Here is a 19,993-nt window from a genome sequence, read left to right on the forward strand (position 1 = left end):
CTTATGTCCAACGACATTTTACCATGAAAAAGAGAAGCCCACAAAAGTATTCAAGTCCTTATTTCGCTACCAGAGGCTTTTTAGGATTACCATCAAGCCCGTATACTTCGTCATACGCATCAAATATTTTACGCGCAACCGGTCCCGCACTCGTCGCACCAAAGCCCCCTTCAGGAATGATAACCGCTACAGCCAGCTTCGGATTTTGGCGTGGAGCAAAAGCGATGAACACCCCGTTATCTTTAACCGTACGTCCCACCACCTGCTGAGAAGTCCCCGTTTTGCGGGCATAATCATAGGGAAATCCGTTAAAGGCTTTAACATCGGTAGCCATGCCGCGAATCACAGTATTCCAGTACGTATCTGAAAAAGCGACCTCATTCAGCACCTTCGGCTTAAACTCACGTACGAGATTCCCCTGGTCATCCACAATTTTACTGACTAGATGAGGCTGCATTCGCTTGCCCTTGGTTGCCAGCACAGTCGTATACTGGGCCAGCTGCATCGCTGTATATTTCCCTTGCTGACCAAAGGATGCCTGTACCAAACGTGTCAGCGCACTTTCATGCTTGCTCGTATACTCAAGTCTGCCTGCCCACTCGCCTGGCAGATCGACTTCAGTCGGAACGCCTAATCCAAATTCCTTCATATACTTGTCCCATACATCAATTCCCTGATGCATCCCTGCATTACTTCCGTATTTGGCATACAGTGGCTTGCCGATCATATCCACCATAAACGTATTCGACGAGACCTCAATTGCCCTGCTAGGTGTCAAAGAACCATACACATGTCCGCTAGAGTTCCCAACCCGGCTGGAGCGATTTTTGCCGTAATACGCACTTCCCGTATCCTGATAAGTCTGTCCGGGAGAAAACAGGTTTTCCTTCAACCCGATCAGCACGGTTAGCGGCTTAATGGTTGAACCCAGCAGAACCGAGGATTCCGGGTGCGGGCCCACTTTTCCACTAGGTACGGATTTAATTGTTCCATTTCCCATTTTATGCTGAATTTCGTCATATACCGAAGGTGAGGTACTTCCACTTTTCCATACATTAGAGTCATAATCCGGCATACTGGCCATTGCCACGATATTTCCGGTCTCTACCTCCATCGCTACAGCGAAGCCAGTGGTTGCGTCTTGATGAAGCTTCCCCGATACGGCATGAGTATGAAGCCAGCGAAGCTGATCCATAATGGCCTGTTCGGTTTTCTGCTGAATTTCCTTGTTGATGGTGGAGTATAGATGATGTCCTTTTTCCGGAGGAGTAATGGATTCAATACCCTCCGGCATGCTGCGAGGATTGACCTCTACCGTTTTATATCCGTTTTTTCCTCTCAGCTCGTCCTGGTACTGAAGCTCCAAGCCATCATATCCGACCGTTTCACTTTCCGAATAAACTTGTGCCGGTTTTAAAACCTCCGAATTAGCTTCATAGAGCTCTTTATATTTGGGCCGGTTCGTTCGAGCTCCTTTGAACTTGTACATATATCCAATCGTTTGCACTGCCACCCGATCCGGGTCATAATGGCGTACACTTTCTTCTACAACCTCTACACCAGGGAACTCTGTCCGATGTTCCAGAAAATAAGCGATTTCCTCCCGACTCAGGTCGGATTTGACCAAACGTGGGGTAAATCCCCTATATTGATTATAGTCCGGGTCCAGTCTCTTTTTTATTTCCTCTGCATTAAGCTGCTCTCCTTCGGGACGACCCAGTTCGTTTAATTTGGCAGCAAGCTTGGCAGCAAAAGCATTGAGCTCAGGGAGCAGCTTTTCCCCCGGCTTGCGATCTTTCTCCGTACGTTTGCTATAATCCTTAGGCAAAGTTACGTACAGGGACTGCACCGAGGTGGAATATGCCAGTCTAACCTTACCTGTGGAGTCATAAATCGTACCGCGACTCGGGGTTAGCGGGACATTTTTGGTATTTATCGATTGCTGCTGGCCCTTTAGCTCCTCTGATTGTATAAACTGCAATACAGCTAGTCTGGTAATGATCAGGGCAAACAGCACAAAAGTACTAAAAAACAGTAGGTTGGTTCGTAAAACCGTCCGTTTTTTTCGCGACTCTTCATTCTCTTCAACATTTTTCTTTTTAAATGAAAACTTTTTATCCAAACTTCCTCTGTCCATATTAGCTGGTCATTACTCCTTTCAGTTAGGTTTTTATATTCCTGATCCTACCATATCCAAAGCAATAAACGATGAATTCCCAGATGACAATTTTGTAAGAAAACGTAGAAAAAGCATAAAAAGCTTCCCGCAGCCCAAAGGCTAAGAGAAGCTTTCGTGAATTGATATTATATAAAATGATTATGGCTGTTTAGTAGTGTTAGGATCGGTTGCTGTGGCCTCCTTTTTCTTAGGCACCCCGTCCAGACCGTACACTTCGTCGTAAGCATCAAATATTTTACGTGCCACAGGTCCGGCGCTCCAAGCTCCGAAGCCTCCTTCAGGAATGACAACTGCTACTGCAAGTTTAGGATTCTGGCGTGGTGCAAAGGCGATAAATACCCCGTTATCTTTTAGTTCTCTGCCTACACTCTGCTGTGATGTCCCCGTTTTGCGAGCAAAGTCATAAGGGAAACCTTTAAATGCGCTGACATCTGTTGCCATCCCGCGTATGACTTCATTCCAGTAAGCATCCGGAAATTTCACTTCATTCAGCACCTTCGGCTTAAACGTTTGAACCACATTACCGTTGGTATCTTTAATTTGACTGACCAAATGCGGCTCCATCCGTTTGCCCTTTGTTGCAATCATCGTTGTATACTGGGCAAGTTGCATAGGTGTATATTTACCTTGTTGACCAAAGGAAGCATACGCTAGTCTAGAAAGTACCGACTCGGATTTATTCGTATACTCTCGCCAACCCCGGAACTCACCAGGCAAGTCTACTCCAGTGGAAACGCCTAATCCAAACTCCTTCATATAACGGTCCCATACATTTATCCCCTGGTCTTCTGTAGCATTATTTCTGTATTTGTTATATAGGCGCTTGCCAACCATATCGACCATGAAAGCATTAGAGGAATGACGTATAGCGGTAGCCGGGTCCATTGAACCGTACACATGACCAGACGAGTTCCGCACCCGTGCGGAATTATTACGTCCGAAATAAGCAGCCCCTGTGTCTTGATAGTACGTATTTGTCGTAAATAGTCCTTCTTCCAATCCAATAAGAACAGACAGCGGTTTAATAGTTGATCCGAGAAGCACGGTAGAATCTGGGTGCTGTCCAGATTGGCCTGAGCCAACGTTCTTAATTGTAGCGTTTTGATACACATGTTTTATCTCTTCATATTTGTCTTTTGAAATCGTACCCGTTTGCCAATAATTCGCATCATAATCCGGCATACTAGCCATCGCGACTACATTCCCTGTATCCACTTCCATGGCTACAGCAAAGCCTGTTTTCGCATAAGGATGAGTCCTGCCAGATACAGCGTGTGTATGGAGCCATCTCAATTGATCCATAATGGCATTTTCAGTCTTCACCTGAATTTCTTTGTTAATAGTGGAATAGACATTATCCCCTTTTTGCGGAGGAGTAACAGAATCTACACCTTCCGGCATATTGCGTGGATCAATGGGTACTGTTTTATAGCCATTTTTCCCCCGTAATTGTTCCTGATATTGATATTCCAGCCCGTCAAAGCCCACAGATTCGTTATCCATATAAATGAGGCCCGGATCATTTTCAGCTGACATGGATTTTTGAATATTCTTATATTTATCCAACGTTTCACGTGCACTTTTATAACTTTTAATATAACCAACCGTTTGAACAGCTACCGTGTCAGGATCGTAATGGCGTACCGTTTCTTCAACGACATCTACGCCTGGAAACTCACTTTTATGCTCCATAAAATAAGCGACTTCTTCTGGAGTAAGATTGGTTTTAATCAGACGAGGCGTAAAACCGCTAAATCGTTGATAGTTCCGGTCCATGGCGTCCATAATTTGTTCTGGCGTCATTTTAGGCTCATCTTTATTGCCATATTCAGCAAATCGATTCGCCAGCTTCTGTGTCATTTTCTCCAGCTCAGGCAATAGCTTTTTGTCATTATCACGCTTTTCTTCCATACCATCACTGTAGTTCTTGGAGAGCGTGATATACAGCGATTGTACAGGTGTCGAATACGCCAGTCTGTTCTGTCCGGTGGAATCATAGATCGTCCCGCGAATCGGCGTAAGTGGTACATTTTTGGTAACATTACTGGCCTCCTGCTGTTTGAGCTGAGGTCCATCTACAAATTGAAGTATCGCCAATCTTACAATAATGACTGTAAATATAATGAACGAGCTGAAAAAGAACAGATTGATCCGGAAGCTAAATCTTTTTCGGTCGGATGTCTCATTGTCTTTTCCTTGCTCGTTGTCCATCTTTCTCATGTGCCCTTTTCCACTCCTTCTTAAATCACTTTATCCTTGATATGTGTTTGGGCAAAACCTGGCGGGTTAAACCAGTCTCCACTTTGTGCCCAGGTCGGGTCCAGCGGTACCCACTGATCCTGTCCGCTCAAATATACCTCATTCCAGGCATGGGACCCGTATCCTCCCTGTCCGTTGTATCCAAGGCCTGTTACAACCTTGACCTGTAGTCCCTGCGAACGAGCCATCATTGAGTAAAGGCGGGCATAATCAATGCACACTCCTTTACGTGTATCAAACGTATCTCTGGGAGTCTGTTCATGCCAGTCACCACGTTGCTCATAGGCTTCCACCTTACTGTAATCATAGCTAATACGGGTGCCTACCCATTCATACAACGCTCTGGCTTTTTGCTCGTCACCGCTAGCCCCTTCTGTAATCTTGGCCGCTGCCTGGACGATATCGCTTGGAATGTCCCGGTCGATTATTTCATATTTGCGCTGCATGATACCATTCAATTCCTTGGTAACAGCCTGCGTAAATACGGGCAGCTTATCCTTAATCAGAGTCCCGGACAGCGGCTCAATGACCGATTGCGCACCTTGCTTATAAACCGGCGAAGCTTGTACGTAGCTGCTAAACCCGCTGTCTGGATACAGACTTACGCCTATGAACAGCAGGGCTATGATCATCATGGCGCGAGCTCCACCAATAAGAGTACCTATGCCGGCCCCTGCCACCCTGCTGAAAAAGCCCGATTTTTTTGGATGCTCATGGAGGGAGGAATCTGATTTGCCACCTACCATCAACACATAAATGGCACGCAGTATAAACTGGGCAATAGCATAACTGAGCATGAACAATACGGCGAACCGCAGCAGCGGAAAACCCTCTATCCCCGCCACAAGCGTATAATAGAATTGCTCAATCCCACTTAGTTTTCGCTGTGGCAAATGCCCCATATAAGCTGCCAGCCATTGTTGCACCTTCGGTGAAAGCCACATGGCTAACCCGAGCGAGCACAAAATGCCCGCCACAGTGAGTATGCCATCCACAATGAGACTAAACAGCGCACCTACAGATCTGGAGGCCCCTCGCCTCCACCCCTGTATCAACGACAATACTACGATGGCGATCAGAAACACCGTCACGCCATTCCAATGAAGAATAGACTCCAGCCAGGATGGGTTCATTGTGTTCCTCCTGTCTCTACGGCGACTGTGGCTGCTGTACAGCAGCCAAGTCTTTCGCACTTTCGATATATTTCTTGACTGTGTCGCTCATACTCCATTCGCCCAGCGACATTCCCTGAAACCATACCTTGACCTTGTCACCCTCAAACGGGCCTTTTACTTCCAGGTTGGAACTGGTCACTGTAAATGTACCATCTCCGTTGGAGGTGTATTTGGCATTTTGCCCCTCTTTTATCATCATGTTCAAAGCCTCGCTCTGAACCTTGTTAATTGCATCATCCTTTGCCTGAGTCACGACCTTGCCGACCTGTTCAAAGGAAATACCACTGTAGACTAGCAAGCCTGCAATCACAACAATGACGATCAGCCATTTTACGAGAGTTCTTACAATCTTCAATATGACTAACAATAGGACAAGCCCAATCACTATATACAGCCAGTTATCCTGAACGATCTGCCAATTATGTTCCAAAAACTCTGACCAGACGTTCTTATCCATTCGCTACACTCCCGTTTCCAACTACATGATTCAAATTGCAAAATTGTCTCTGTAATTATACATGATTACGCAATGTCCTGTCAGCTTAGGTATTTTACATACCTTGTTATTGAATTCTTGTCCATACAAAGTGGTCTATGTTCGTCCAATCTGGCGTACAACTTAGGAAGGGCCAATACGAAGTAACATGAAAGTTTACATTAAGGAAAGGGGGTCATTCACATGAAAACAGCCCTCTGGCTGTATCTCTTCTTGTTCATTGCCTTTTTTGATCTGCATGCACAATATCCTATTTTGACACCATTCGCCATCTCTTTGGGGGCAGCTCCTACCTTTATCGGTTGGATGATGGGAATTTACTCTCTGACTCACCTGCCTGGCAATTTGATGGCAGGTCCCAAAGTCGACAAACATGGCAGTCGCCGATATATTATGTTCAGCCTGACAGCCGCAGGCCTGATCCTGATCATTCAATCGTACATCCATACACCGTGGGAATTACTTTTTCTGCGTGCGATTAGTGGCTATGTGTTGGCCTTTTTATCTCCAGCCTGTCTGGCCATGCTGGCGCAACTGTCTGATCATCCGGTTACCCAGGGCAAATATATGTCGGGACATGGTGTCGTCCACACGTTGGCCTCTGTTCTATCTCCTGCCGCAGGCGCATTTATCGTTGCCAGCTTTGGCTTTAGCGAGACATTTAGTTCCCTTGGTATCATTCTCGTAATCACGGGGCTTATGGCTTATTTCACCTTACCCAAAAAGGCACCCGCTCCGCAGGCCCAATTATCTGATGGTCATACGACACCTGCTCCACTCTCGGCAGCACAGACGCGGTTACCATTCAATTGGCGTTACCTGCTTCTACCTTTTGTTTTGGCGTGCGCACAAGGCATTTTATTTTACGAGATCCCATTACGAAATAACGGTTCTGCGTCCATGATGTCCACCGGATTGCTCTTTTCCATCATCAGTTTGGGAGCACTCTGTACGCTCAGTTTGCTTTTTCTGAACAAATATTCACCGATGGTAAGGCTACTTTGCGGCATTATTCTGATGTCTTTAAGCTTCTACGCACTCGCCACTACGCCCGAAGCGATAATAGGCATTATCCTGTTTATTTTGGGAACAGCCAAAGGCATCATTTTTCCAGCGCTGGCCTCTCTCTTCATACGGATTGGAGGTGCTCGATTGGGCAAAACCTTTGCCCTGCAATCCATTGCAACGTCTATCGGCTCCTTTGCCGGGCCTGTACTGGCGGGTCAGCTTCCGGATCACATATCTCCTTTTTTTATCGCATTTCTGATTCTGATGACTGGCCTACTATTCGTTCCCATTCAGCGATTATCTCCTACACCACCACTATCTGCCTCGGGTCCTTACCATTCCTAATTACAACTAAGGGGGCATGCTGAGATACTACCTTTAAAGCCCAAAATACGTTCTAGAGGGCATACGCACAGTACCTAATACCCTACTTAACATAGACTAATTTGACTGAACAATTCATTTACAAAGGGAGGTGCAGCCCGTGAGCCACTGTCATCCTGTAAGCCCTTGCCCTGTTTTCGGCACTTCAACTGGTACCATTCTTGTTCTTTATGTTCTGCTCGTCATCATTCTTCGTACTTGCTGGATCTGATGTCTGATATGCCCTAATATGCTGACTATGTACCTATGCCTGCCACTTCTGGCAGGCTGTTTTGTTGTTTTTTGCATGAGAACCCCTTTTAGAGCTAAACTATACACATATTCTTTCATTTCCCGGGGAATTTCGAGCACAGGCATCAAGCAAGGGGTGAGCAAAATGGCGATAACCGTGATCGTCGAAGGAAAAAATGACCGCAGTAAACTCCGCCGATTACTCGATCCGGAGGTCAACATTTTATGCACCTTCGGTACACTAAACTCTATAAAATTGGAATCCCTCCGCCAGCGGACTAAGCATGACGAAATATATTTATTTATGGACAACGACAGCTCAGGAAAAAAAATAAGAGGGGTGCTTGCAGACGCTTTTCCAGATGCACTTCATATGTATACACGCAAAGGCTATGCTGGTGTAGAAGGTACTCCGGATGAATATGTGATTGCCCAGTTGGAAAAAGCAGGGCTTGAGGAATACATTATATACCCTTCTGTTCTTTAGTCCTGTAAATAAAAAAGCTGTCCTCAGGTCAATTTCATGCCTGTTGGACAGCTATATAGTGCACCATCACCAATCCCTCTAAGATTGGTATTAGAACTTATGAACCGTATCAACAATCATCAGCAAGAAGCTGAGTGTCAAATGGTTAATGGAAAAGAAAAATACTTTTTTTGCCCAGGAATCCGTTTCTTCTTCCTTAATCGTAAAGCCTTTGAAGGCATAAAACGCCCAAAGCACGGACAATAACACGGACACGATCATAAAAATCATACCGGCATATCCATAAGCATACATAAGGATGGGTACCGGAATCAGCAGCACAATATAAGGAATCATCTGAATCTTAGTCCGATGGATACCTTTCACGACTGGCAACAATGGAAATCCTGCTGCGCGATATTCCTCGACTCTGCGAATGGCAAGTGCCCAGAAGTGAGGCGGTTGCCATAAGAACAGTAGTGCGAATAAGAGCCAAGCGCCCATATCAATACGGCCCGATGCGGCCACATAACCAATTACCGGAGGCATAGCCCCAGAAATACCGCCGATGGATGTACTCCATGTAGACGAACGTTTCAACCAGAGCGTATAGATGCCAACGTAGACAATCATACCTAATATGCCCAGTAGCCCTGCCTTCACACCAGAGAAGGAGAATAAAACAGCCAATCCGACGATGCCCAAAATAATAGCGTATGACAGCACCGTTGTGGGGGTCAGACGCCCAGTCGGCAGTGAGCGATTACGTGTCCGCTCCATCTTCAAATCCAACTCACGGTCAAAGTAGTTGTTAAAAACACAAGAAGATGCCATAACCAACATTGTACCTAGAAGTGTAAGAATTAACTTTATATAGTCAACGTCCCATTGCGATGCTAACCAAAAACCACCGAAGGCTGCAACCAGATTAGTACGAAGGATGCCTGGCTTGGTAACTGTAATAAAATCTTTCCAAGTGCCCGCCTTGCCGGGTGGTTTAGATTTTACAGAATAGGTAGCCGCATCCGAAGAAGTCTTATAACTAATATTATCCATTGTGAGTAACTCCCCCTTAGAGATGTATGAATTCGGGAGTAAGTTGAACTCCGATATAAATTTTATCATATACCTACCCCAAAAAGTTTGACAGAAAACGCACAAAACGTTCACAATTCAGATGGCAAATCACCCCTGTTGATCGTTTACAGTAAATTTGGGTAGTAATAAGTACAGGAAACAATACAAAAGGAGCGACAGATATGGATACAGCCACACACTTTGTCATGGGAGTCGGGTTGGCCGGGCTGGCCTATACTGATCCTGTCGTCGCCGGAGATCCCAAGCTAGCAGCAGTCATACTGCTCGCTACAGTCGTAGGGTCACAAGCTCCGGATTTCGATACCTTGCTTCGATTGAAAAATAATGCAGCCTATATTCGCAATCACCGTGGACTGTCGCATTCTATCCCCTTCTGGTTGATATGGATCTTGTCCATAACGGGACTGATTTGCCTGATCTTCAGGGATGTGCCCCCGGGTCATGTAGCATTATGGGTAACGATTGCCGTCTGCCTGCATGTATTCACAGATTTATTCAATACGTACGGAACCCAGGCATTTCGGCCGTTCACGAATAAGTGGATATCTTGGAATATCATCCATATTTTTGACCCCTTTATTTTCGGCACTCATGTTGCTGCGATAATGCTATGGGTCACCGGATTGGTTCCGCCCGCTCCCTTATTTATTACGCTGTACGTCATTATTGGCCTCTATTACATTTGGCGAACCTGGAGTCATTTTATTACCAGAAAAGCGGTACGTGATATGGACAACAAGCGTCAGGAAGGCGACACCTATTATATCATTCCCACAGTATCATGGAACCGGTGGCATGTGGTAAAAGCTCATCAGAATGGAAGCTATGACATTGGTGGATTAAATGGTAAGCATTTATTTTGGACGAAACACGCAACTCCATCCACACACCCAGCCGTAGAAGCCTCCACATCCTATCGCGATGTGCAAGCATTTCGCTATTTTTCCTCCTTTGCCGTCGCCGAGGTGGAAGAACTGGAGTGGGGTTATATTGTGCGATGGGGGGACGTCAGGTATCGACACCGGAGGCAGTATCCATTCGTGGCGGTGGTCGCGATGGATAAGCAATTCGGACTGATCAGCAGTTATATCGGATGGCTCAGTGACGAAAAAATGCAAAAACGTCTTTCCCTGCATACGAATTAAAAATATTTACAAGCTAACAATAAGCCGCAGTGAATTACAGACAGCAAGTCTCCCTTAAACGGGAGCTTGCTGTTTTTTTGACCATTCCCGTAAAAAAGCATCTCATGTAAGCGCCCTCTTGACGAAGCAGACTGACGTGATTCACAATGGTCATAAGCATGCGCAAAAAAATCCGGAGCATGATCGCTCCGGATTTCCTTCATCACAGCTGCTCATAATACAGCTTCCAAGATGGGAGTGTTTATGTGTATTACTGCAAGCGGCTGCTGCCCGACAAGGATTGTTCTGCTTGTTGGACCAGCTTTTTCGTGATGTATCCCCCAAGAGAACCTGTTTCGCGGGAAACGACATTACCGAAGTAACCGTCCTGAGGGATAGTGATGCCCAGTTCTTGAGCTGCCTCATATTTTAATTGTTGTAAAGCGGCGTTGGCCTGCGGTACTTGCAGGTTGTTTGAACGACGTCTGCTCATATTTGAATCTCCTTTCAGTTCTTTGTGAGTGAGGTTCATTGCAAGCTTGCAAGATTATTATGGCTCACTTACATCTACTTATTCCTGAAATTCAACATTCGAAGGCTGGAGGTTTTTACCATGAGCAAAGGTCTATCCCTATGGTTCGCCGTTTCATCCATTGTCCTGCTGACAGCAGCCGCTATATCCATCAGCTATTCTGCATGGCTTGCTATATTACTGGGGCTTTTATCTGTCGGCAATATCGGCTGGGGCTTCGTAATCAAGGCCCGACAACGTCGCTCTTAAGTCAATTTGTAGAAAACCCCAACTGCCTTGTCTTCAATGGGCTCTAGCGTACACGTGGCAAAAAGCCCATACGCTCTTTAACCGCAGACAGCGTGACTTCAGCAGCTTCTTGAGCACGCTCTGCGGATTGGGCCAAAATATGTCCAATTTCACCGGATTCCCGGATATCGCGATAGCGCTGCTGAATCGGTTCAAGCATAGCTACAACCGTCTCTGCCAGTTCTTTTTTAAATGTCCCGTACATTTGGCCTTCATAACGATCCTGCACTTCTTGGAGCGACAAACCGGAACACTGGCTGTAAATGCTCATTAGATTACTAATTTCCGGTTTATTGGCCGGATCATATTTAACTTCACTGCCCGAATCGGTAGTGGCGCGGCTGATTTTTTTGCGTATAACTTTCGGATCGTCCAGCAGCGCAATAAAACTGCCTGCATTCGGATTACTCTTGCTCATTTTTTTGGATGCATCATCCAGGGACATAATTCTCGCCCCTACTTCAGGAATATACGGCTCGGGAACAGTAAAATAATCTCCATAACGGTGATTAAAGCGGCCCGCCAAATCCCGTGTCAGCTCCAGATGCTGTTTCTGGTCATCACCTACTGGGACAAGATCCGCATTGTAGAGCAAAATGTCGGCTGCCATTAACGACGGATATACGAACAGCCCTGCTCCTACGGAATCCTTGCCAGCAGACTTGTCCTTAAACTGAGTCATACGTTCGAGCTCGCCCATATTCGTCAGTGTCGTCATCAACCATCCCAGCTCAGCGTGCTGAGGAACATGGGATTGTAAAAAGACGTTGGATTTCTCTGGGTTAATACCCGCTGCGATAAATAATGCCGCCACCGCCTCCGACTGCTCGCGTAATTGAGCTGGTTCCTGCGGTACGGTAATCGCATGAAGATCTGGAACCATAAAGTAACATTGGTGATCCTCTTGCAATTTAACAAAGTTTTTCATTGCGCCGATGTAATTACCCAAAGTAAGTTGTCCACTAGGCTGAATACCTGAAAGTACGATTTTCATATTCTTCCTCCTCCGTTTATTTCAATATTTTAGAACGCAAAAAGGCCCCGCATCCTCAAGGGACGCGAGACCGTGGTACCACCCTTATTCATTGCCGTCAGCCTATTAGTTGTCGGAGCTATCCCCCGTGGCCGCTGCAATCTTAAAGCTCCGTTAACGGGGAGCAATCGGCCGTCATACTGAGGAAAGCAAAATCCTGTTCTGTGCGGCACTCCAAGGTCCATTCAGCAGTGCTGGCTCACCGGTTCTCATCCACCACCGGCTTTCTGAAGAGCTTATGCAAAAGCTTACTTGTCCTCATCATCGTGTTATCCATGTCATTTCTTTCTAAGCTACATTAATGATAATTCCGCTTACTGTTATTGTCAAATGACGATTGTGCCATATGACCAAAAATCTGTTATCATAATGACACGAAGCTTCAACCGATTATAGTGGACAAAGGAGCATGAATATGAAACAAGTGACCAAAGAACACTGGAACGGTTACGACACGTATGTTTTACATAGTGGTGAATTGGAAGTTACAATGATCCCTCGTCTCGGGAATAATATTATTTCCGTGCGTGATCTGAAGCTGAACCGGGATATCGTACGTCGACCTGGCGAGGAAGAATTGGCATTTTATTTACAAAAGCCATATCATTTTGGCTTACCTATTTTGATTCCTCCTGGCCGAATTCGCAAAGGACAATTTGAGTTTGACGGCGTCCCATATCAGTTTGACCGTAATACAGCCAACGACAATCATATACACGGTCTGCATCGCAATCAATCCTGGCGTTGCAGCGATATTGAAGAGGATGAAGATGGTTGCAGCGTAACAACCGAGCTTCTGACAGAAAGTGATCCGCACTGGATGGAACAATACCCCATTCCTTTGCGGCTGGAAATGACGTATCGTTTGCAGGGCACCGTATTAAGTCAAACGCTGCGCGTCACAAATCTAGGTGAAAAAACAGCCCCATTCGGCTTGGGATACCACACTTGGTTTATGGTGGATGGAGAACCTGAGCGCTGGCGCCTGAAGCTACCGGTGAATGGAGTATACGAACAGGATATTGAGCAGCTGCCTACAGGTGTCATTACTTCTTTAGATCATTTGGAACAGCTCTCCTCAGGTCTATCTCTGAAAGGAACAAATTTGGATACTGTGCTGCGAGCAACGGAAGGCCCTGCTGAAGCTGTTTTGACTCGTGATGATGGCTATCAAATCCGCTACACAGCAGATGAGCAATACTTTAAATATTGGGTGCTATATACCAAAGGGGAATGCGATCAGTATCTTTGCATTGAGCCTTATACCTGGCTATCTGATGCTCCCAATTTCCCAGACCCAGTCGGAGATGGTGGGTTGATCCGTCTGGAGCCTCAACAATCCATCGACCTCAAAACTCAGATTCATATCATATATCCGTAATTTCCCTATAGTCACTTTCCTTCCTTCGGCGCATATTTTCATAACTCTGTCGCATACTAACCTCATCACAGCCGAAGGAGGTGACTACACATGTATGAAGCCAATCAAGGCAGAGGACGTCGTAGCAATACTCTAGTCGTTCCTCAAGCCAACAACGCATTGCAACAATTGAAATATGAAGCTGCGCAAGAACTGGGCATCACCATTCCGGCAGACGGTTACTATGGTGATATGCCGTCCCGTGAAGCTGGGTCTCTGGGAGGCTATATCACTAAACGCTTAGTACAGCTGGCCGAACAGCAATTATCCGGTCGTTCAGGTCAATAAGCGTCATTATTCCACATGAGCATTCCGTTATCGTAATTTACCAAAATACGTTATAACGGGTATATAACAAAGGCGGTCTTCATAAGAAGACCGCTCTTTACTTTGCTCTTTTTAATGTCGATGATTATTCAGATTTAGCCGCGCGATATGTAGGCTTGTTATAGCGGATCATGAGATTCGCCATGTTGTAGTTGGATTCTAAGGTTGCATCTACCAAGATTGTTCCTTGTCTGATGGCAAAATCGAAAGCAATCTCACCATGAGTCCAGCTACGCTTGTGATTTAGCGTTTCCAGAGCCATACGCCGAAAATGATCCCGATGCTGTACAGATAAGCCTGGTTCTACTGCTGCAAATGTGCCTCCTTTGCCTGCAATTGGATTATGCCGAATCCCAAATTTACCAACTACATTATTCCGTATTTGTACAAATACGATGCCTGACGATAAACCCGCCAGTTCATTATCCAATTCTTTAAAAACGATATCCATCTGCCTCGCCAACGACAATTGACCTACTTCATCCATTAAAAAAACCCTCCTATATACCTTGTATTAAAATATTTAATAGGTCTTACGACTCAATTATATGCGAAGGTTTTTAAGCTTACAATCAAATTCAACATAATTGGGTATTTATAACTATTTTCTAAGTATATCCATCATTTTAAATTTCGCTAACAGGTAGTGTCAATTACACTTCGACATTTTGCGACTTTATTCATCATCCTCTGCAAAAATCACAAAAAAGGCCCCCCTTACGGGAGACCTTCTAAAATAACTCGGTTATTTTGTCATTTGCAAAAATTGCTCAATATCCTGAACAGTAACTTGTGCGGCGTTACGCCAGAAGTCAGCCTGTGTTAAATCGGTACCCAAGTGCTTGGAGGCCAGTTCTTCTACTGTCATGCGACCTGTATCACGCAGCAAAGCATCATATTGGTCGGCAAAGCCATCCGAATTTTCCTTCGCAAAAGCGTAAATCCCTGCACTGAACATATACCCGAATGTGTATGGGAAGTTGTAGAAAGGAGTTTCCGTAATATAGAAGTGCAACTTGGAAGCCCAAAAATGAGGATGAGCCTCATCCAGAACATCACAAAACGCTTCACGCTGCGCTTCTTCCATCAACTCACTTAATTGCTGTGCTCCTACAACACCTTTTTTCCGCAGTTCGTAAAAACGGGTTTCAAATAGGAAACGGGCATGAATATTCATGAAGAAGGCTACACCACGCTGAATTTTATCCTCCAGCAAAGCTACCTTCTCCTGACCCTCAGCAGCTTCCAGCAAAGCATCTGATACAATCAGTTCTGCCAGCGTCGATGCCGTTTCAGCCACGTTCATAGCATAATTTTGATTCAATGGATGCAATTCATTCATCACATGCTGATGATAACCGTGTCCGAGCTCGTGGGCCAGTGTCGAAACGTTCGATGGTGATCCGGCATAGGTCATAAAAATACGGGTTTCTTTGCTTAGACGCAAAGATGTACAAAACCCGCCTGGACGTTTGCCTGGACGATCCTCTGCTTCGATCCAGCTTTTCTCAAAAGCCATCTGGGCAAAGTCAGCCATTCTCGAACTAAATTTACCAAATTGCTCAACAATCGTTGCGGCTGCATCGTCGTAAGGGATTTTAGTGGTTGATGTTCCCAGCGGAGCTTCAATGTCATGCCAGGACAGTTTTTCTAAGCCTAGAAGCTTGGCTTTCCGCTCCAGGTATTTAACTACAATAGGCTTGGTTTCATTAATCACTTGCCACATCGTGTCCAACGTTTGGGCTGACATACGGCTGATTTTCAGCGGTTCCTTGAGCACGTCTGTCCAGCCTCGGTTTTCATATAGCTTGAGGCGGAAACCTGCCAGATGATTCAGTGTATCGGCGCAATAGTCCTCAACCTGAGTCCATGCCTCTTCCCAACGTGCAAATACGTCTTTACGTACGCTGCGATCTGCTTCATCCAGCTTATTAGCTGCCTGACCCACAGACAAGTTTACAATCTCACCATTTTCAGGCACAGGGATCGTCATATTTTTGACAATGGTATCATAAAAGTCACCCCAGCCATGGTAACCATCCACTGCCAAATCCAATGCAAGGCTCTCCAGCTCAGGAGCCATTTTTTCACGCGCTTCGTTCCGGTATTCAGTCAGGACAAAAGAAATCGGCTTGATCGCTTCGCGCTCCATCCACTTCTGCCAAATGTCTTCACTGGTTTGTGCCAGCAAGTTCTGAAAAGCGACTAAAGCACTTTTCCCTTGGGCATATAATGAATTGACACGCGCCCCCAGTTGAACAGCCAGCTTGTCATGCTGATTTTGAGCAGTTAAACAAGATACAAAAGAACCTGCCTGCGATGCCCCATTAAACAGCTCCTGTATGCTATTCAGAACACTATCCAGACGCTCAGTATCCAACACCGTTTGTGGCACTTTGGCTACTTTAAGCTGGGATTGCAGCTGTTGGACCTTGCTCTCCAGTTCTTCCAAAAATGCATGAAATGAGGCAGAGGAAGAGCCTCCGCTAAAAATAGATTCCAGATCCCAAGTTTGCTTTAACGGTGTTTTCATAATAGTTCCACCTTTCTTTTTTGGCGAATTCATGTGGTTTCATATACAATAAAGCTACATCGTGATGATACAATCACTACAATTAGGAGGAAAACAGGATGAGACCCTTACAAATTTCGCCGGAAACGGCTGTGAAATTATCCGAAAAACTCGGCATTCCGCTGGAACACCTTATGCATACACCCCAGCACATTTTGATGCAAAAGCTGGCCGAACTGGCTAAAGAAGACACCGCTGGCTCGAACGGCGGAGAATCGGACAAATCATGATTCCTTTTGATAAAACCTGGCCTTATGACATTGTCATGGGAGATGTTTATGTACAGTCTTGTCCGTTTTGCAATCATGATAACGTCTTGCTACCCCTGAAGCCCAAAGAGCTTAAGCTCATTCATGAAGGCATGAAAAAGCTGCTTGTGTTTCCATGCTGCCATAACAAGGTTACTTTGGTGGATTGTGACGACGATTATTTGCTGTCAGATACCACGTTGCGCCATCATTAACTTATGAGGCAGTTGCAAGATAAGATAACTCGTTTTACAAACAAGGTGTGAACCATGAGCCTAGATCGCTCATAGTGCACACCTTTATTTCTTCAAGAGGAGCTTGCGTTCTGCATTTCCTCAGGTAGCTGGAAGTTTTTTGCCAGCATTTGTTCACGCAGGACAGACCACTGTTCACGAGAAGCTCTAATCATCGCTGCATCCATAATTTTCTTGTCATTAATGACACGCGAAAACCAGCGCACTGCTTCGTTAAAGTTACCCGTACGTCGATGCAGTTCACCAATCAGATAAAGCAGTTTGGCATTATTCGCACCGACGCCCTCCAGCTCATAGACTCGAACATAGGAATCCAAACTAAATTTGAGAAAGCGAAGCTCCTGCTCCTCATTCCCCTGGTATCTGTACATCCATGCAATATGCTGCAATAGACTGGCTACTACGCGTTCCTTTTCTCCGATGACCTGTGCACAGAGTAAACCCAATTTGTACGTTTCTAATGCCTCTTCCCAGCTACGATGCCCGCCATATTCGCGAGGCTGCCAGCGATTACCGATTTTATCCTTAAATAGCTTGGTTTGCTGATCGCTTAACTGAACGGTAGAGTGCTCTGTCGAAGTAAATCCACAATGAGGACAGACCCGTACGACATAAAAATCCGGATTTTCGTTCTTATAATAAGCGCAAAAATCTGAATCGGTACGAATAGCCTTCTTTAGGCTTGGTCTGACACGGGATGTCTGAAATTCTTGTTCGCACTGCGGGCAGACGATTTTGATCTGATATAACGGTTCAAGTTCCAATGTTTTTACAACCCTCTCCAAAATTCGGCAATCCCCGAAAGCTTACGGGGTATTTACAAAATGATGCGCAGGACCGGACAAACGACTAAGTATGATGGAACGAAGCGGCTCCTCAATTCCCGTATCCGTTAACGCATCTGCCATACAAGACAACCATGCCTCTGCTCGCTCCTCCGTCACGGGGAACTTCATATGTCTGGCACGTAACATCGGATGACCATATGCATCAGAAAAGAGGGACGGCCCTCCAAAAAACTGGCTCAGGAACATAAACTGCTTTTCCTTTACCGGCTCCATGTCTTTAGGAAACAGGGGACTTAACAACGGATCTTTATAAACTCTCGGGTAGAAGGCCTCAATAATAGCACGAATACCTTCTGCACCCCCAAGGTTGTCATAAATGCTCAGGCTAGGATTCACTTTTCCTCCAACTTTCTGTGCTATGGTAATAAATATACACTCGTATTATAACAAAAAACAAAAAATGACGCTAAAAATAAGCGTCATTTTATCAATTTAACATATGAAGAGGTTTGCTTCGCTGCACATAGCTTCGTCATTCCATGATACCACTAATAACTCCGCCAATCCTCTTCACCGGGATGGACGAGAGAGGCACGAATTACATACACAAAAGCACATACAAACAGACCGGCAACGATACTCATCCTGATCACTCCATCCTTAAGGTTATGGAATCGTTGTTTTTTTATTTTAACATACTCTTTACAAAAAAACAGCATTCCATGTAATCGTTTTCTTTACTTTTTTGTACTCTTTGTCCATCCCCGACATAGGTATAATAGTACAACTCCAAAGGAGGGGCCTCTATGTCGCTGTATCGCCGTTTCTCGCTTCCTTTGCTCATCCTTATGCTGTTATTCCTATTCATACTGATGGCCGCGTATCCGCAATCTTCTCTGAATGCCGGGCTTCGCGGTCTTGCCATCTGGTGGGATGTGCTATTCCCGTCCTTATTCCCATTTTTCGTTATTTCCGAGCTTCTTCTCGGCTTTGGAATTGTTCATTTCATAGGTGCGCTACTGGACCCACTGATGCAACCTCTATTCCGTGTACCTGGCTGCGGGGGGTTTGTCGCTGCGGTCAGCTGTGCATCCGGCTACCCTATAGGGGCCAAATTAACCGCAAAGCTGTGGGAGCAAAAATGGATCACACGCATTGAAGGTGAACGTTTGGTCGCGTTTACGACTTCCTCTGATCCGATATTTCTGATCGGTGCAGTTTCGGTTGGCTTCTTCCATCAACCCGAAATTGCACTCGTACTGGGAGCGGCCCATTACGGTGGTGTTCTCATCATCGGACTACTCATGCGTTTTCATGGTTCCCGTTCAGAAAAAAACGATATTCGCAGCGACCGTTCTCAGCTTCCTCAAAAAACCTGGTCGAAGTCTGCTAACACAATAACAACAGGTCGCAATAAGCAGCCTGGACCACTGCGCCAAGCGTTATATGCTATGCATACAGCACGTTTGGAAGACGGACGTCCATTGGGTGAGTTGCTTCGTCAGGCGATTGCTTCCTCCCTACGCCTTATTATTGTCGTAGGAGGGCTGGTTGTATTCTTCTGCGTCATTTTAGAAGCTTTGACGAACTCTGGCTTAATGAGCGGACTACATCTGCTTACGGCTAGCCTATTGTCTGCCTGTGGTCTTCCTCCTGCATTAACAGAGTCCATCGTAGGTGGTATTTTTGAAGTCACTTTAGGTGCGCAAGCTGCAGGTGGAGCCGCAGCAGCGGCATTACCGTTCAAGGTAGCTGCAGCAGCTTTTGTTCTCTCCTGGGGCGGGCTATCGGTCCATGCACAGGTTGCAAGTATTTTAAATATGACGAATCTCCGCTATATGCCATTTTTGCTGGCCCGGGCTGCGCATGGGATCATCTCCGCACTGCTAGCTCTCGTGTTATGGCGCCCGTTAATGGGACAGGGAAGCTCTCCGGTCTTTTCTCCGGTACATGATATCGCATGGTCCCCTGGCTTCTCGTCCGCTATGCTACTGCAAAGTCTGCTGCTTCTTGCTTGTATACTGACTGGAATGCTGGCTCTCTCCTGGTTAAGCGTGGGTACAAATCGCTTATTCGTACGATTGAGAGGAATACACCGGCAATGAACGATT

Annotated in this window: 20 protein-coding genes and 1 other annotated feature; of the genes, 9 read left to right on the forward strand and 11 right to left on the reverse strand. The window is 45.7% G+C overall.

Features of this window, described 5'->3' with window-relative positions:
- Positions 1 to 58: 58 nt before the first annotated feature.
- From PPM_RS21415 to PPM_RS21430, 4 genes are all read right to left on the reverse strand, one after another.
- A complete protein-coding gene (locus PPM_RS21415) occupies positions 59 to 2,137 on the reverse strand; it encodes a peptidoglycan D,D-transpeptidase FtsI family protein (protein ID WP_013372922.1) in 2,079 nt (692 codons plus the stop codon).
- A gap of 180 nt (positions 2,138 to 2,317) precedes the next feature.
- On the reverse strand, positions 2,318 to 4,399 hold the full coding sequence (locus tag PPM_RS21420; protein WP_013372923.1) for a peptidoglycan D,D-transpeptidase FtsI family protein: 2,082 nt from the start codon (positions 4,397 to 4,399) through the stop codon (positions 2,318 to 2,320).
- Positions 4,400 to 4,419: 20 nt separating this feature from the next.
- Positions 4,420 to 5,571 carry a transglutaminase domain-containing protein gene (locus PPM_RS21425; protein WP_013372924.1) on the reverse strand — a complete coding sequence of 384 codons (1,152 nt, stop codon included), beginning with the start codon at positions 5,569 to 5,571 and terminating at the stop codon, positions 4,420 to 4,422.
- A 16-nt stretch (positions 5,572 to 5,587) separates the two neighbouring features.
- Positions 5,588 to 6,070 (reverse strand): hypothetical protein, encoded by a 483-nt coding sequence (locus PPM_RS21430; protein WP_013372925.1) that lies wholly within the window; start codon positions 6,068 to 6,070, stop codon positions 5,588 to 5,590.
- 222 nt (positions 6,071 to 6,292) lie between these two features.
- Here PPM_RS21430 and PPM_RS21435 point away from each other — a divergent pair, with 222 nt between their 5' ends.
- Both PPM_RS21435 and PPM_RS21440 read left to right on the forward strand, forming a co-directional pair.
- On the forward strand, positions 6,293 to 7,462 hold the full coding sequence (locus tag PPM_RS21435) for an MFS transporter (protein ID WP_013372926.1): 1,170 nt from the start codon (positions 6,293 to 6,295) through the stop codon (positions 7,460 to 7,462).
- Positions 7,463 to 7,877: 415 nt separating this feature from the next.
- A complete protein-coding gene (locus tag PPM_RS21440) occupies positions 7,878 to 8,219 on the forward strand; it encodes a toprim domain-containing protein (RefSeq protein WP_013372927.1) in 342 nt (113 codons plus the stop codon).
- Positions 8,220 to 8,309: 90 nt separating this feature from the next.
- Here the strand turns inward: PPM_RS21440 and cyoE are convergent, their stop codons facing one another.
- Entirely contained in the window at positions 8,310 to 9,254 is a 945-nt protein-coding gene (gene cyoE / locus PPM_RS21445; protein WP_013372928.1) for a heme o synthase, read from the reverse strand.
- A 203-nt stretch (positions 9,255 to 9,457) separates the two neighbouring features.
- Between cyoE and PPM_RS21450 the strand changes: the two genes are divergently transcribed.
- Positions 9,458 to 10,441, forward strand: a complete 984-nt coding sequence (locus PPM_RS21450; RefSeq protein WP_013372929.1) for a metal-dependent hydrolase — start codon at positions 9,458 to 9,460, stop codon at positions 10,439 to 10,441.
- Positions 10,442 to 10,691: 250 nt separating this feature from the next.
- Here the strand turns inward: PPM_RS21450 and PPM_RS21460 are convergent, their stop codons facing one another.
- On the reverse strand, positions 10,692 to 10,913 hold the full coding sequence (locus tag PPM_RS21460; protein WP_013311857.1) for an alpha/beta-type small acid-soluble spore protein: 222 nt from the start codon (positions 10,911 to 10,913) through the stop codon (positions 10,692 to 10,694).
- A 120-nt stretch (positions 10,914 to 11,033) separates the two neighbouring features.
- On the opposite strand from PPM_RS21460, the gene PPM_RS29705 reads away from it, so the two are divergent.
- Positions 11,034 to 11,201, forward strand: a complete 168-nt coding sequence (locus PPM_RS29705) for a hypothetical protein (RefSeq protein WP_016324694.1) — start codon at positions 11,034 to 11,036, stop codon at positions 11,199 to 11,201.
- Positions 11,202 to 11,244: 43 nt separating this feature from the next.
- Here PPM_RS29705 and trpS read toward each other — a convergent pair whose 3' ends face one another.
- The gene (gene trpS, locus PPM_RS21465) at positions 11,245 to 12,234 is read right to left on the reverse strand and encodes a tryptophan--tRNA ligase (protein ID WP_013372932.1); all 990 of its coding nucleotides are present in this window, start codon (positions 12,232 to 12,234) and stop codon (positions 11,245 to 11,247) included.
- A 55-nt stretch (positions 12,235 to 12,289) separates the two neighbouring features.
- Positions 12,290 to 12,547, reverse strand: a binding site (T-box leader).
- Between the two features lie 141 nt (positions 12,548 to 12,688).
- Here trpS and PPM_RS21470 point away from each other — a divergent pair.
- Both PPM_RS21470 and PPM_RS21475 read left to right on the forward strand, forming a co-directional pair.
- The gene (locus tag PPM_RS21470) at positions 12,689 to 13,654 is read left to right on the forward strand and encodes an aldose 1-epimerase (RefSeq protein ID WP_016324695.1); all 966 of its coding nucleotides are present in this window, start codon (positions 12,689 to 12,691) and stop codon (positions 13,652 to 13,654) included.
- A gap of 90 nt (positions 13,655 to 13,744) precedes the next feature.
- Positions 13,745 to 13,981, forward strand: a complete 237-nt coding sequence (locus tag PPM_RS21475; protein ID WP_013372934.1) for an alpha/beta-type small acid-soluble spore protein — start codon at positions 13,745 to 13,747, stop codon at positions 13,979 to 13,981.
- Positions 13,982 to 14,105: 124 nt separating this feature from the next.
- Here the strand turns inward: PPM_RS21475 and PPM_RS21480 are convergent, their stop codons facing one another.
- Together PPM_RS21480 and PPM_RS21485 are read right to left on the reverse strand one after the other, a co-directional pair.
- On the reverse strand, positions 14,106 to 14,507 hold the full coding sequence (locus PPM_RS21480; protein ID WP_013372935.1) for a hypothetical protein: 402 nt from the start codon (positions 14,505 to 14,507) through the stop codon (positions 14,106 to 14,108).
- Positions 14,508 to 14,765: 258 nt separating this feature from the next.
- A complete protein-coding gene (locus PPM_RS21485; protein ID WP_013372936.1) occupies positions 14,766 to 16,553 on the reverse strand; it encodes a M3 family oligoendopeptidase in 1,788 nt (595 codons plus the stop codon).
- A 98-nt stretch (positions 16,554 to 16,651) separates the two neighbouring features.
- Here PPM_RS21485 and PPM_RS28805 point away from each other — a divergent pair, with 98 nt between their 5' ends.
- Together PPM_RS28805 and PPM_RS21490 are read left to right on the forward strand one after the other, a co-directional pair.
- Positions 16,652 to 16,822: a YycC family protein gene (locus tag PPM_RS28805; RefSeq protein WP_013372937.1), complete on the forward strand. Its 171-nt coding sequence runs from the start codon at positions 16,652 to 16,654 to the stop codon at positions 16,820 to 16,822.
- On the forward strand, positions 16,819 to 17,055 hold the full coding sequence (locus PPM_RS21490; RefSeq protein WP_013372938.1) for a hypothetical protein: 237 nt from the start codon (positions 16,819 to 16,821) through the stop codon (positions 17,053 to 17,055). The genes PPM_RS28805 and PPM_RS21490 overlap by 4 nt, the downstream gene beginning before the upstream one ends.
- Before the next feature lie 92 nt (positions 17,056 to 17,147).
- On the opposite strand, the gene PPM_RS21495 is transcribed toward PPM_RS21490, so the two are convergent.
- Both PPM_RS21495 and PPM_RS21500 read right to left on the reverse strand, forming a co-directional pair.
- Positions 17,148 to 17,879 carry a DUF2225 domain-containing protein gene (locus PPM_RS21495; RefSeq protein ID WP_013372939.1) on the reverse strand — a complete coding sequence of 244 codons (732 nt, stop codon included), beginning with the start codon at positions 17,877 to 17,879 and terminating at the stop codon, positions 17,148 to 17,150.
- A 21-nt stretch (positions 17,880 to 17,900) separates the two neighbouring features.
- Entirely contained in the window at positions 17,901 to 18,278 is a 378-nt protein-coding gene (locus PPM_RS21500) for a globin (RefSeq protein WP_013372940.1), read from the reverse strand.
- 410 nt (positions 18,279 to 18,688) lie between these two features.
- Between PPM_RS21500 and ylbJ the strand changes: the two genes are divergently transcribed.
- Positions 18,689 to 19,987 (forward strand): sporulation integral membrane protein YlbJ, encoded by a 1,299-nt coding sequence (ylbJ, locus tag PPM_RS21510; RefSeq protein ID WP_013372942.1) that lies wholly within the window; start codon positions 18,689 to 18,691, stop codon positions 19,985 to 19,987.
- The last annotated feature ends 6 nt before the right edge of the window (positions 19,988 to 19,993 follow it).

Source organism: Paenibacillus polymyxa M1 (genome assembly GCF_000237325.1).
Classification (GTDB): domain Bacteria; phylum Bacillota; class Bacilli; order Paenibacillales; family Paenibacillaceae; genus Paenibacillus; species Paenibacillus polymyxa_C.